Below are 12,756 nucleotides of genomic sequence, written 5' to 3'. Positions count from 1 at the left end.
ATTAGCTTGTTTTGCTTATAAGGGCTCAGTCGACTTTTTTTCATGGGATTTATTCTAAATGATTTTGAATAAATCTAGTTATCTAGTACAGCCCCTAATATTATGTCGCCGCTGTTTGTCTTGATTCTGATCGGCTATGCGGCGGTCGGGCGGAAATTGCTTTCGTTTGAGCAGACGCAGGGGCTGGCGAAGTTGATTGTCCGCATTGCGATGCCGATGTTGATTTTTCATGTGATTGCGACGCGGCAGATTTCGGATGTGTTTCAACCGGCATATTTCTTCGGCTATACTGCGGCTTCTTTGGCGGTATTTGTTTTGGCTTGGCAGGTCAGCCGCCGACGCGGTGTGCCGCCAAGATTGGCGGTGTTAAACGGTTTCGGCAGCGGTACGGGCAATTCGGGTTTTATCGGCTATCCGCTGCTGCTGATGGTTATCGGGCCGTCTGCGGGCGTTTATTTTGCCATGAATGTGTTGACGGAGAATTTGCTGGTATTCCCTTTGTTTTTTGCTTTACAAGGTTTGAGTAGCGGGGAAGGGGAGCGCAATATCGGTCGGATGGCGTGGCAAATCGGTAAAAATCTGCTGACCAATCCGATGGTGTTGGCGATTCCGGCGGCTCTGATTTTTGCTTTCGGTTGGTTGCCGTTACCGGCTTTTATGGACAAAGTCAGCGGCATGATGGCGGCGGCCACAACGCCGTTGGCCTTGTTTATGATTGGGGCGAATTTGTATGGTATCCGCATTCAAAGCCATCATTTGAAAGGGATGCTGGCGATTGCGGCGGCCAAATTATTGTTGTGCCCGCTGTTGGTATTTGGTTTGATGTGGCTGTTTGGCGCAAGAGGTAAAGTGCTGTTTGCCGGGACGTTATTCGGCATGATGCCGATGGTGAGCATGTATCCCTTATTTGGCGGGCTATACGGCTATGGCAAGGAAACTTCCGGCACAATGCTGCTGACCACGCTGCTGTCGGTGATTCCGATTTCGCTGGCATTGTTGTGGTGGACGTAAAACGGGAAAAGACCGTCTGAAAAAAGGTAAGAGATGATGAAATTGACGTTGATGTTTCGGGAATATTGCAGCTTATGCCACAAGATGCGCGAGCAGTTGCTGCCTTATCAGCAGGAATTCGGGTTTGAATTGGCTGTGGTGGATGTGGACGATAATCCTGTGCTGGAGGAGCGGTATAATGAGCTGGTTCCGGTATTGCTGGATGGCGAGACGGAAATTTGCCATTGGTTTTTGGATGAGGATAAACTGCGTGCGTATTTGTCCGGTTAATCGGCGAGGTAGTCGCTTTAACGTGTTTAAACGCAGCACTTGTCTTATCATTCTCATCCATAATAATATTAAGCACAAGGTCTTTTGCCATAACAGACTTTAATGAGGGAAACATGGATAAAAAAACCGTGAGTTACTTGAGCGCAGCGAAGCGGTACTCAAACGCTACCGCCAATTACAGGAAAATGAGGCCAAGCCGCAACTCTCGATGTTTTCCAGCGATTATAGCGCCATTCCCGACGGAGTTTTTTCCTTTATTGGTTGTTTTTCTTGGGTTTTGTATTGGCTTTTGCTCTTTGCCTATTTTTATTTTTGCTGTAACGCCGAGTCATTTAAAAAGGTCGTTTGAATCTTCTATGGATTCAGACGGCCTTTATTCTATGCTTCCGGTTTCAGCATAACCGGCGGTCGGATTATTTAACGCGCTTTGGCGGCATGGCGCAAGTTAGCGCGGCGTATGAAAGCAGCGCGTTTGGCTGCTTGGAAAATAACTTGACGACGACGATGTTGCATAAGAATTTCCTTTCTACTTCAATTATTTTTTTTTCGAAAATTTATTTTATCAATGGTGTTTTCGGTACTTATTGTGAGATGTTATGACCCGCATCATACAGGGTTTTTAGGGTGGTTGAACAGGGGCGTTATGTAAAGTTGTTGCGCTTTCTGTAATAAATCATGCTTGGAAGGGCGATATGGGTGCGTGTTGGCTTGCGGGTAATATACGCAAGGGAGATGACAACAAGATGACAAGGCCGTCTGAAAAATCTGCCGGAGCAGGATTTTCAGACGGCCTTTGCGATTATCTGTAAAACGTAACGGTATCAATCCAGACCGGTGGTAATGATGTCGTTTAAGGCTTTTTGCCAGTCAGAGGCTTGAACGCCGGTTTCGCTTTCGATTTTGCGGCAATCCATCACGCTGTAACGCGGGCGCGGGGCGGGAACGGGATAGGCTTCGCTGGGTATGGGCGATACGTTTGGCGCTTTGAAGCCGTCGATACGGCTTGAGGCCGTCTGAAAAACGGCTTGGGCAAATTCATACCAGCTTACAGAGCGGTTGCCGCAGTAGTGGAAAATGCCGCGCGGCGCGGCGCTTTGGCGCAATAAGGCAATCAAGGCGGAGGCCAAATCGCCGGCATAGGTCGGGTTGCCGATTTGGTCGGCGACAACGGATAAGCTGTCGCGTTCTTTTGCCAAGCGCAGCATGGTTTTGACGAAATTGCTGCCGTATTCGCTAAACAGCCAGGAGGTGCGCACGATAATGCTGTCGGGATTGGCGGCCAAAGCCAGCAATTCGCCCGCTAATTTGGATTTGCCGTAAATGCTTTGCGGGTTGGTCGGGCTGTATTCGCGGTAGGGTGTTTTGGCCTGGCCGTCAAAAACGTAATCGGTGGAAACATGGATAAAACGCGCTTGCGCGCCGTGGGCAGCGATGGCCAGATTGTGTACGGCTGCGGCGTTAACGGCAAAAGCGGCGGCCGGTTCGCTCTCGGCTTTATCCACGGCGGTGTAGGCCGCCGCGTTGACTATGGCATCGGGCTGGAAGCTGTGAACCATATTGTTGACGGCAGCGGCATTGGTAATGTCCAACGAGGCGGAGTCGGTCGCAATCAGCTCCCAACTGTCGGGCAGACGGTCGCGGAAACAGTGAGCCAGTTGGCCTTTGGAGCCGGTCAGTAAAATTCTCATTGGCGCTTCTCCTTATGAATTCGGTTGGTTCTCAAATACCCGTTCCTTGTAAATATTATAAAACAAATTGCGCTTGACCGATTATCTTAAAAACAAATTTAACGGCGGATTTTGCGTTATACTTGGGCAACATTCGGCGCTTGCCCGAATGCTTTTTGAAACATGATTACGGAGAATGTAATGCTGAAAAAATGGTTGGCCGTTTTGGCCGTGATGACTTCGATGTTTGCACTGAGCGGCTGCGGTTACAATACCATGCAGACGCAGGACGAGGCGGCGAATGCGGCTTGGTCGGAAGTGTTAAACCAATACCAACGCCGTGCGGATTTGATTCCCAATCTGGTGAATACAGTTAAGGGATATGCGACCCATGAAGAAGAGGTGTTTACTAAGGTAACCGAAGCGCGCAGCAAAGTCGGCAGCGTGCAATTGAGCGCGGAAGACGCGGCGGATCCGGCCAAGTTGAAAAAATTCCAAGAAGCGCAGGGCGAATTGAGCGGCGCGTTGTCCCGCCTGATGGTGGTATCGGAAAATTATCCGCAGCTGAAAGCCGACCAAAATTTCCGCGACTTGCAGGCGCAGCTGGAAGGTACGGAAAACCGCATTTCTCTGGCTCGCAACAACTACATTAAAGCGGTGCAAACTTATAACACTACGCTGCGCCAGTTTCCGCAAAACATTACCGCTAAAATTTTCGGTATGCAAACGCGGGCAAACTTCAGCGTAGAAAATGAGAAAGCAATTTCTAACGCGCCTAAAGTCGAGTTTTAATTTCGGGTATATCGAAAGATAAATATTCAGACGGCCTTTGTGAGGATAAAGGCCGTCTGAAATCTATGGAAGGCAGAAATTATGCAGTTTATCGTGCAGAAAACGCTGTCGTTTTTCGCCATTTTGCTGACGGGAACGTGGCTGTTTGCCGCCGAACTTGCTGCCATTCCGCCGCTGACGGCGCCGGTGATGGACAGTGCGCAGATGATGAGCGCGGAAGCGCGGGTGGCGTTGAATACGCAGTTGACGCAATACAGCAAAGAAAAGGGCAGCCAGATTGTGGTGTTGACCGTACCGGCGATTGCGCCGGAGACCACGTTTGATTACTCGGTCAGGGTCATGGAAAAATGGCAGCTCGGCCGTAAAGACATCAGCGACGGCGTTTTGCTGCTGCTGGTCAAAGATGAGCGTAAAACCCATTTGGCGGTCGGGCGCGGCTTGGAAGGCGCGATTCCCGATGTGTACGCCAAACGGATTTTGGAAGACGTGTTGCGCCCTTATTTGCAGCAAGGCAAAGTAGATGAGGGCATTAATGCCAGCGTGGTGCAAATTGAAAAACTGATTGCCGGCGAAAATCTGCCTGAAGCGGCGCAAACCGTGACGGATAATCAGGAAGACAGTGGCGATATGTGGCTGTTCGTTTTGATGATTCCCCTGGTCGGCGGCAGCTTTCTGAAATCCCTGCTGGGACGCATCGTGGGCAGTATCGTTACCGGCGGCCTGATGTTCGGCGCGTGTATGTTGTTTGGTTGGGCGGCGTGGATAGGCGCGGCAGCAGCCGTGGTCGGCGCTTTGTTTACCTTTTTATTGGGCAGCAGCGCGTTTATTTCCGGCGGCGGAGGCGGTGGATTTGGCGGAGGCGGCTTCGGCGGTGGAATCGGCAGAAGTTCGGGCGGCGGCTGGCGCAGTGGCGGCGGAAACGGCGGCGGTTTCAGCGGAGGCGGCGGCAATTTCGGCGGCGGCGGTGCTTCAGGAGGATGGTAATGGAACAAAATAGATTCAAACGCTTATGGCGACACTGGCAATGCCCGCGCTGGAAAGTGGAAAAATTTTTCCCAACGGCTGATTTACAGCGTATCAGCCAAAAAATCGGCGCTTCCGAGCAACATCATACGGGGCAAATCCGTTTTGTGGTGGAGTCTCGCTATCCGAGCGGTGCCGTATTGGGCAATGTCCATCCGCATACCCGCGCCTTGCAATGGTTTGGCGAGTTGGGTATTTGGGATACCGAACTCAACTGCGGCGTATTGGTGTATGTGTCGTTTGCCGACAGGATGGTAGAAATCATCTCCGATAGGGGAATTAACCGCCAAGTGCCGCCGGGAAAATGGCAGGAAATCTGCGATTTGATACGCGAAGAATTCCGTATGGAACGCTATGTTTCAGGTTTGGAGCAGGGGCTGAGTGCCGTTGACAAATTATTGACGCAATACTATCCGCGCCATGTCCGCATGGATGCCGGAGATGATTTGTCTAATGATGTTATCGTGGCATAGCTTAATGCGAGTCTAAACGGCTATCTTAAAAAAAGGCCGTCTGAAAAATAGGGAATCGGGTAATGGTGTGCCATAACCTATTTTTTCAGACAGCCTTTTTTCAAATAGTAACTTTATGTAATTATCGTATAAATAGATAATTTTTGTAATAGATTATTTTTTGATTAAAAAAAACGTATGGTTTAGTGCGTTTGTCTGCTTTTTTTACCGTTGATATTTTTGTAACAGAGCTGCAAACAAATATCACTACAATGACAAATACAGGCTGGAGTTTTTACTCAGACATCGCCTGTGTTTATCATTATTCTGGGAGTTTTATTATGTCTTATTGTTACGGTGGTTTTTCACAAATCAGTTTCGCAAATGCATATTGCGCACCAATTTCTTTTAACTCTTACAAATTAGCGTTTAGTGAAGCGTCTTGCGCGCCGTCTTACTCATATAGCGCTGATTCTAGCGATTGCTCTTACACTCCGCCTGCCAAACCGGCATATCAATGCATCGTGGTAAGTCAAGGTGACGATTGTGAACCGATTGTGATTGTGAAACCGTTTAAACCGGCTCCGGCGACTTCGGAAGAAACCGTTGTAGATGATTGCGCTACTGATGATACTTCAACCGACACTTCAACTGCAACCGATACTTCATCTTCAGAGTCAGAAGTTTGCACTACCTGTGTTGATGATGATAACCAAGATAACTCATTTGGCGGTGTAGATACTGAACCGGGTAATATCATTTATGTTGACGCAGTTGATAGCGGCGCTACCACAACTACCGGTACAGATGAAAAAGACACCATTTATGGTACTTCTGGCGAAGACATCATCTATGGTGGTTCAGGCGCTGATGTGATTTACGGTGGTGACGGTAACGACACTTTAGAAGGTGACGATAATGGTGATACCTTGTATGGTGGCGCAGGTAAAGACTACTTGCAAGGTGGCGCAGGTAACGACTACCTGAATGGTGGTACTGGTGCGGATATCATGCGCGGTGGCGATGGTAACGACGTATTCTACGTTGATGATGCTGGTGATGAAGTATATGAAGATTCAAATGCTGCTTCAGGTATTGATACCGTGCGTTCAGAAATCGACTACACTTTGCCTGATAACGTCGAAAACCTGATTTTGCAAGGTACAGACGATTTGAACGGTACAGGTAATGAGTTGGATAACATTATTTACGGCAATGGCGGCAACAATGAGCTGTATGGCTTGGTCGGTGATGACTGTATCGTTGCGAAAGATGGTAATGACACTCTGGTCGGTGGTACCGGTAATGACATCTTGATCGGTGGTGACGGTGATGATACTTACGTCTTCAACTCTGGTGATGGTAATGACATCATTTCTGATGTGTCTGGTGATGATGTATTGAGCTTTGGTGATGGTATCACTGCAAGTGATATTATCCTGACTCAAGATGGCGATAACTTGGTTATCTCTTTCTGCGACAGCGAAGACAGCATTACTGTTAGCGACTGGTTTACCAGCAGCGACAACCAAATCGAAACCTTCAGCTTTGCCGATGGTAGCACTTACGAAGTTAGCTACGGCAGTGATACCTCTTGCTCACTGAGCTGCTTGACTCAAATTGATGATGCAGCTCAAGCCGCTCAAGCCGCAGCGTGCTAATGTTAAGTTGAATAGCTGAGTAATCGAATATCTCGTATTGAGATGTTATCCCCCCTTATTGCCAAATGGTGTAAGGGGGAATTTTACTTGTTAAAATCAAGTAGTCTCTATTATCGAGAGACAATCATATTTTTAGCAGACCTAGTTTTGAGATTGTCATTTGCTTGTTATTAGCACCTTATTTATTTTGGAGAAGAGCCTGCCGTTACCGGATAAATTCGGCTAAAATACCGTTTTCTCCGACAAACCCGAAAGATAAAGCCATGTCTGCAATCAGTTTGAAAAAAATTTACTCCGGCAAAGTGCGCGATTTGTATGAAATCGACGACAAGCGCATGCTGATGGTGGCCTCCGACCGCCTGTCGGCATTTGATGTGATTTTGGACGACCCGATTCCGGGTAAAGGTGAGATTCTTACGCAGATTTCTAATTTTTGGTTTGCCAAACTCGGCCATATCATGCCCAACCATTTTACCGGCGATACCGTTTATGATGTGTTGCCCGAAGCCGAAGCTAAGGCGTTGGAAAAACGTGCGGTCGTTGCTAAAAAGTTGACACCGGTAAAAGTAGAAGCCATCGTGCGCGGCTATCTGGCGGGCAGCGGTTGGAAAGATTATCGGAAAACCGGTACGGTTTGCGGCATAAAATTGCCCGAAGGCATGCTGGAGGCGCAGCAGTTGCCGGAAGTGATTTTTACCCCGTCCACCAAAGCCGAAGTCGGCGATCACGATGAGAACATCAGTTTCGAGCAATGTGAAGCCATTATCGGTAAAGAGTTGGCGGCGGAAGTGCGCACCAAAGCGATTCAGCTTTACACTGAAGCAGCAGCATATGCTAAATCGCGCGGTATCATTATTTGCGACACCAAATTTGAATTCGGTTTGGATGAAAACGGCACGCTGACGCTGATGGACGAAGTGTTAACCCCCGATTCCAGCCGTTTCTGGCCGGCCGACCAATACCAAGTCGGTACCAATCCGCCGTCTTTTGACAAACAGTTTGTGCGCGACTGGCTGGAACAAAGCGGCTGGAACAAACAAGCGCCTGCACCGAAAGTGCCGTCGGAAGTCATTGCCAAAACGGTTGAAAAGTATCAAGAGGCTTTGAATCTGCTGACAAAATAAGCAGATGAATTCATGCCGTCTGAAAACAAAGATTCAGCCTCGCTGAAACAATCTGTTTTCAGACGGCCTAAGTTTGAATTGAGAAAATATCTTATCTGGATTCTGTAACGGTTTCCCGCTATAATCACGCGCAAGATGGTTTTGGCTTCAAGGCCATCTGAAAATTTTACCTAACCCGCCGCACGGTCTGAAACCCTAACCATGCACATTTGCTCTTGCTGATAGTGTGCATTATTAGTGTTTTAGCAGTGCGGCTTCACTGAAAGGAACGCTATGTTCAACAAGCATGTCAAGTCTTTCCAATACGGCGACCAAACCGTTACTCTGGAAACCGGTGAAATTGCCCGCCAAGCCGCCGGTGCGGTCAAAGTATCTATGGGCGATACCGTGGTATTGGTGGCCGTGACCGCCAATAAAGACGTGAAAGAAGGCCAAGACTTCTTCCCGCTGACCGTGGATTATCTGGAACGCACCTACGCTGCCGGTAAAATCCCCGGCGGTTTCTTCAAACGCGAAGGCAAACAGAGCGAAAAAGAAATCCTCACCAGCCGCCTGATTGACCGCCCGATCCGTCCGCTGTTCCCGGAAGGTTTCTATCATGACATCCAAATCGTTGCGATGGTGGTGTCTGTCGATCCCGAAATCGACTCCGATATTCCCGCCATGCTGGGTGCTTCTGCCGCGCTGGTATTGAGCGGCGTACCGTTTGCCGGCCCGATTGGTGCGGCGCGTGTCGGCTACGTGAACGGCCAATACGTTCTGAACCCGACTAAAGCGCAACTGGCCGAATCCCAATTGGATTTGGTCGTTGCTGGTACTGAAAAAGCTGTTTTGATGGTGGAATCCGAAGCCGACATCCTGCCGGAAGACGTGATGTTGGGCGCGGTGGTGTACGGTCACGACCAAATGCAGGCTGCGATTAAAGCGATTAACGAATTTGCCGATGAAGTAAATCCTGAAGTGTGGGATTGGAAAGCGCCGGAAACCAATGAAGAGCTGGTGGCCAAAGTGCGCGAAATCGCCGGCGCTGCCATTGCCGAAGCCTTCAAAATCCGCCAAAAACAAGCCCGCAGCGCCAAATTGGACGAAGCTTGGGCAGCGGTAAAAGAAGCGCTGATTAACGAAGAAACCGATACCCTGACCGCCAATGAAATCAAAGGTATTTTCAAACATTTGGAAGCCGATGTGGTGCGCGGTCAAATTTTGGACGGCCAACCGCGTATCGACGGTCGCGATACCCGCACCGTACGTCCGTTGAACATCCAAACCGGCGTCTTGCCGCGTACCCACGGCTCTGCCTTGTTTACTCGTGGCGAAACCCAAGCGTTGGCTGTGGCTACTTTGGGCACTTCACGCGACGAGCAAATCATTGACGCGTTGAGCGGCGAATACACCGACCGCTTTATGCTGCACTACAACTTCCCGCCGTACTCTACCGGCGAATGCGGCCGCATGGGTGCGCCCAAACGCCGTGAAATCGGCCACGGCCGCTTGGCCAAACGCGCATTGCTGGCCGTATTGCCTGCGCCGGAAGATTTCAGCTACACCATGCGCGTGGTATCAGAAATTACCGAGTCCAACGGTTCATCTTCTATGGCTTCCGTGTGCGGCGGCTGCTTGAGCCTGCTGAACGCCGGTGTGCCGCTCAAAGCGCATGTGGCCGGTATCGCCATGGGCTTGATTATGGACAACAACAAATTTGCCGTGTTGACCGACATCTTGGGCGATGAAGACCACTTGGGCGATATGGACTTCAAAGTAGCCGGTACTACCGAGGGCGTAACCGCGCTGCAAATGGACATTAAAATCCAAGGCATTACTAAAGACATCATGCAAATCGCTTTGGCACAAGCCAAAGAAGCGCGTCTGCATATTCTGGCGCAAATGCAGCAAGCCGTATCCGGTCCGCAAGAGCTGTCTGCCCATGCGCCGCGCCTGTTTACCATGAAAATCAATCAGGATAAAATCCGCGAAGTGATTGGTAAAGGCGGCGAAACCATTCGCTCGATTACCGCTGAAACCGGTACCGAAATCAACATCGCCGAAGACGGCACCATTACCATCGCCGCCACTACCCAAGAAGCGGGCGACGCTGCCAAAGCGCGTATCGAGCAGATTACTGCTGAAGTAGAAGTGGGCAAAGTCTATGAAGGTACTGTGGTGAAAATCCTCGACAACAACGTCGGCGCGATTGTGTCTGTTATGCCGGGTAAAGACGGTTTGGTGCACATCAGCCAAATCGCCCACGAGCGCGTGAAAAACGTCAGCGACTATCTGCAAGTCGGCCAAACCGTGAAAGTCAAAGCACTGGAAGTGGATGACCGTGGCCGCGTGCGCCTGTCGATTAAAGCCCTGCTGGAAGCGCCTGCGCGTGATGCGGAATAAGACTTGATTGTCGGATAGAGAAAATGCCGTCTGAATTTTCAGACGGCATTTTTATTTGTTGGTCAACAGCATTGAAAACCAAAAAGATATAGTGAAATTACTCAAAAACCAAACTGTGTAGGTTGGGATGAAATCCCAACGGAAGTTTAGGTAACGTGAGTTCGGGATAAGCAGATAGAATATCTTTTTAAATTTTAAAAATGTATTTTGATTAGGCAGACAGAATCCGTAAGGATTCGTCATTAGCTGCGCAAGTCCGCTACGCTACCCCCGCGCAGGCGGGAATCCAGACATTTGGAGTTCTGATACCTTGAAAACATTACAGAAATATTGGGCTTCTGGATTCCCGCCTGCGCGGGGGTAGCGTAGCGGACTTGCGCAGCTAATGACGAAAATCTAGCGATTTTCTGTCTGCTGAACTACATACTATTCTGAAAATAATAAATATATTTGAATTCTTATCCCGAACTCACGTTAGGTAAATGTTGGGTTTACAACCCAACCTACACCGCATCGATGGTTTGGTTTTTAAATAATTGCATTATATGTAGCAATAAACCGCGTAGGCTAAGATGGATTTTTAACAAAATTAGGTCAATTTGAGTTGAAATTCCACTTATACCGTTTGCATGGTTTTGTTGTTGGTCATCCAATACTTACTCGATTGGTTCTGCCATTACAGGCAGCAGCTGCCGAAGCGCAGTTTTTTGCTGAACACCAATTCATGCGTCAACTGCTTAATGACCAAAATATTGGTAGCGTCTTCCAATGCGCGGATACTGTGCGCTTCTTTGGATTCTAAACGGACAATCTGCAAGCCTTCGGTTTTGATGGTTTCAGCCGCAGTCGTCACCTCGGTGCTACCATTTAAGACAATCAGCAAGACAATGGCGTCGGTTTCATAAGTCGGCACTTCATTGTTTTTTTGCAGGGAAAATTGCACGATTTCTTGGTCGTTGTCGCTGGCAATCACGCCGCCAAGCAAGGCTTTGGGGTCTAAGGTGTATTGTTTCATGGGTAAAATCCTGTTTGAAAATGGTAACAAGATATTATAGACCCGCCGAAAACGGGAAAGCAGGGTTTTCAGACGGCCTTTGACTTGACGCAAAGGCCGTCTGAAAAATCATAAGCCCATTGCGTGTTTAATCAGGCGGTTTTTGACGAAGGGTACGCTGTCCACCAAGCTCAAGCCAGTATTGCGCAGCCAGGGCAGGGCGGGTAGGGTGTTGTCGGCAAACAGGCGGAACAGGCCGTCGCAGCCGTATTGCATGGTACGCACCGGCTCTAAGCGGCTTTGCGCGAAGCGTTTGAGCAGGGGAAATGCGCCGATGTCGGGCGCGTTGCGGCTTATTTGCGCAAACGCGGCGGCATCGCCGAAACCCAAATTCACACCTTGCCCGGCCAGCGGGTGGATGGTGTGCGCCGCATCGCCCATCAATAATATGCGCGGGGCGTAGGTTTTTTCCGGGCGGCGCAAAATCAGATTGAAAGAAAACGTGGGGGACAAAGGCGAGAGTTTGCCCAATACGCCGTCGCCCTGCGCGGTCACGGCAGCGGCCAAATCGTCGGGGGTAAGGGTGGTCAGCTTTTCCGGTTCGCTTGTACTCCACACCATCGAAATTTTGCGCTCGGGCAGCGGCAGATAGGCCAACACATCGCCCTGCTTAAACCATTGGGACGCCGTTCCCTGATGGTCGAGTTCGGTATGAAAATTGGCTACGACACCGTGTTGCCCGTAAGGGGTTTCGCGCACGGGAATACCGGCTTGTTGGCGCACCCAAGAATTGGCCCCGTCCGCCCCAATAACCAAACGGGCGCGGATTCGGCTGTCGTCGCTCAAGCGCAGCGAGGCCGTCTGAATATCTGTTTCCAATGCCTTGGCAGGCGTATGGATAACGGGAATGTCCAGCGCACGAATCTGTTGCCATAAAGCGGCCAGCAGCCAGCGGTTTTCCGCGATGGAAGTCAGGCGCGGGGCAGGGAGGTCGGCCGCGTCAAACACAATCCGCCCGCCGTTGTCGCCGCGCACGTCCATTTTTGTGACGGCCTGAATGCGGCTTTCAGACGGCCAAGCGTCAAGCGATTGCAGCAAGGCTTGGTTGGCGGGGCTGATGGCGAAAATGCGCGCGTCCCAACCGTTGAGCAATTTGTCGGAATCGGTTTCGGCGGGGCGGATTTCCAGCAAGGCAACATCGCGCCCCTGCCGTTTCAAAGCCACGGCCGCCGCCGCGCCGACCAAACCGCCGCCGACAATCAGAATTTCGTGTTCGCGAGTCATGGGAAAACCGTTCAAAAATAAAACGGATTATAACGCGTTTCAGACGGCCTTTTACAGCGCAAGACCGTCTGAAAATAGACAGCCCGGCAGGGC

General features: G+C 49.9%; 12 protein-coding genes. 9 read left to right on the top strand and 3 right to left on the bottom strand.

Going from position 1 to position 12,756, the window contains the following annotated elements; genetic code table 11:
* The first annotated feature begins 102 nt into the window (after positions 1-102).
* From J2T37_RS05965 to J2T37_RS05955, 3 genes are all read left to right on the top strand, one after another.
* Positions 103-1,011: an AEC family transporter gene (locus J2T37_RS05965; protein ID WP_253354509.1), complete on the top strand. Its 909-nt coding sequence runs from the start codon at positions 103-105 to the stop codon at positions 1,009-1,011.
* A 36-nt stretch (positions 1,012-1,047) separates the two neighbouring features.
* On the top strand, positions 1,048-1,281 hold the full coding sequence (locus tag J2T37_RS05960) for a glutaredoxin family protein (protein ID WP_253354513.1): 234 nt from the start codon (positions 1,048-1,050) through the stop codon (positions 1,279-1,281).
* A gap of 113 nt (positions 1,282-1,394) precedes the next feature.
* On the top strand, positions 1,395-1,682 hold the full coding sequence (locus tag J2T37_RS05955) for a hypothetical protein (protein WP_253354508.1): 288 nt from the start codon (positions 1,395-1,397) through the stop codon (positions 1,680-1,682).
* Positions 1,683-2,102: 420 nt separating this feature from the next.
* Here J2T37_RS05955 and rfbD read toward each other — a convergent pair whose 3' ends face one another.
* Positions 2,103-2,969 carry a dTDP-4-dehydrorhamnose reductase gene (gene rfbD, locus J2T37_RS05950; protein ID WP_253354507.1) on the bottom strand — a complete coding sequence of 289 codons (867 nt, stop codon included), beginning with the start codon at positions 2,967-2,969 and terminating at the stop codon, positions 2,103-2,105.
* Between the two features lie 180 nt (positions 2,970-3,149).
* Between rfbD and J2T37_RS05945 the strand changes: the two genes are divergently transcribed.
* The 6 genes from J2T37_RS05945 (at position 3,150) to pnp (ending at position 10,385) form a co-directional block, all read left to right on the top strand.
* Positions 3,150-3,740 (top strand): LemA family protein, encoded by a 591-nt coding sequence (locus J2T37_RS05945; RefSeq protein WP_253354506.1) that lies wholly within the window; start codon positions 3,150-3,152, stop codon positions 3,738-3,740.
* A gap of 81 nt (positions 3,741-3,821) precedes the next feature.
* A complete protein-coding gene (locus tag J2T37_RS05940; protein ID WP_253354504.1) occupies positions 3,822-4,724 on the top strand; it encodes a TPM domain-containing protein in 903 nt (300 codons plus the stop codon).
* On the top strand, positions 4,724-5,236 hold the full coding sequence (locus tag J2T37_RS05935; RefSeq protein ID WP_253354502.1) for a TPM domain-containing protein: 513 nt from the start codon (positions 4,724-4,726) through the stop codon (positions 5,234-5,236). The genes J2T37_RS05940 and J2T37_RS05935 overlap by 1 nt, the downstream gene beginning before the upstream one ends.
* Positions 5,237-5,421: 185 nt before the next feature.
* Positions 5,422-6,876 (top strand): calcium-binding protein, encoded by a 1,455-nt coding sequence (locus tag J2T37_RS05930; RefSeq protein WP_253354501.1) that lies wholly within the window; start codon positions 5,422-5,424, stop codon positions 6,874-6,876.
* 263 nt (positions 6,877-7,139) lie between these two features.
* The gene (locus J2T37_RS05925; RefSeq protein WP_253354500.1) at positions 7,140-8,000 is read left to right on the top strand and encodes a phosphoribosylaminoimidazolesuccinocarboxamide synthase; all 861 of its coding nucleotides are present in this window, start codon (positions 7,140-7,142) and stop codon (positions 7,998-8,000) included.
* A 273-nt stretch (positions 8,001-8,273) separates the two neighbouring features.
* Entirely contained in the window at positions 8,274-10,385 is a 2,112-nt protein-coding gene (pnp, locus tag J2T37_RS05920; RefSeq protein ID WP_253354499.1) for a polyribonucleotide nucleotidyltransferase, read from the top strand.
* A gap of 676 nt (positions 10,386-11,061) precedes the next feature.
* Here pnp and J2T37_RS05915 read toward each other — a convergent pair.
* Both J2T37_RS05915 and J2T37_RS05910 read right to left on the bottom strand, forming a co-directional pair.
* Positions 11,062-11,400 (bottom strand): hypothetical protein, encoded by a 339-nt coding sequence (locus J2T37_RS05915; RefSeq protein ID WP_253354498.1) that lies wholly within the window; start codon positions 11,398-11,400, stop codon positions 11,062-11,064.
* Positions 11,401-11,508: 108 nt separating this feature from the next.
* Positions 11,509-12,663 carry an FAD-dependent monooxygenase gene (locus J2T37_RS05910; protein ID WP_253354497.1) on the bottom strand — a complete coding sequence of 385 codons (1,155 nt, stop codon included), beginning with the start codon at positions 12,661-12,663 and terminating at the stop codon, positions 11,509-11,511.
* Positions 12,664-12,756: the final 93 nt, after the last annotated feature.

The sequence above is a fragment of the Neisseria perflava genome (genome assembly GCF_024170405.1).
Lineage (GTDB): Bacteria > Pseudomonadota > Gammaproteobacteria > Burkholderiales > Neisseriaceae > Neisseria > Neisseria perflava_B.
Note: the sequence above shows the minus strand (reverse complement) of the source record. Positions and strands in the feature narration are given on the sequence as shown.

Bases quoted from the DNA above. Each gene is read 5' to 3' on its own strand.
- J2T37_RS05965 (WP_253354509.1), top strand. From the start codon at position 103: ATGTCGCCGCTGTTTGTCTTGATTCTGATCGGCTATGCGGCGGTCGGG.
- rfbD (WP_253354507.1), bottom strand. From the start codon at position 2,969: ATGAGAATTTTACTGACCGGCTCCAAAGGCCAACTGGCTCACTGTTTC.
- J2T37_RS05960 (WP_253354513.1), top strand. From the start codon at position 1,048: ATGAAATTGACGTTGATGTTTCGGGAATATTGCAGCTTATGCCACAAG.
- J2T37_RS05955 (WP_253354508.1), top strand. From the start codon at position 1,395: ATGGATAAAAAAACCGTGAGTTACTTGAGCGCAGCGAAGCGGTACTCA.
- J2T37_RS05940 (WP_253354504.1), top strand. From the start codon at position 3,822: ATGCAGTTTATCGTGCAGAAAACGCTGTCGTTTTTCGCCATTTTGCTG.
- J2T37_RS05915 (WP_253354498.1), bottom strand. From the start codon at position 11,400: ATGAAACAATACACCTTAGACCCCAAAGCCTTGCTTGGCGGCGTGATT.
- pnp (WP_253354499.1), top strand. From the start codon at position 8,274: ATGTTCAACAAGCATGTCAAGTCTTTCCAATACGGCGACCAAACCGTT.
- J2T37_RS05935 (WP_253354502.1), top strand. From the start codon at position 4,724: ATGGAACAAAATAGATTCAAACGCTTATGGCGACACTGGCAATGCCCG.
- J2T37_RS05910 (WP_253354497.1), bottom strand. From the start codon at position 12,663: ATGACTCGCGAACACGAAATTCTGATTGTCGGCGGCGGTTTGGTCGGC.
- J2T37_RS05945 (WP_253354506.1), top strand. From the start codon at position 3,150: ATGCTGAAAAAATGGTTGGCCGTTTTGGCCGTGATGACTTCGATGTTT.
- J2T37_RS05925 (WP_253354500.1), top strand. From the start codon at position 7,140: ATGTCTGCAATCAGTTTGAAAAAAATTTACTCCGGCAAAGTGCGCGAT.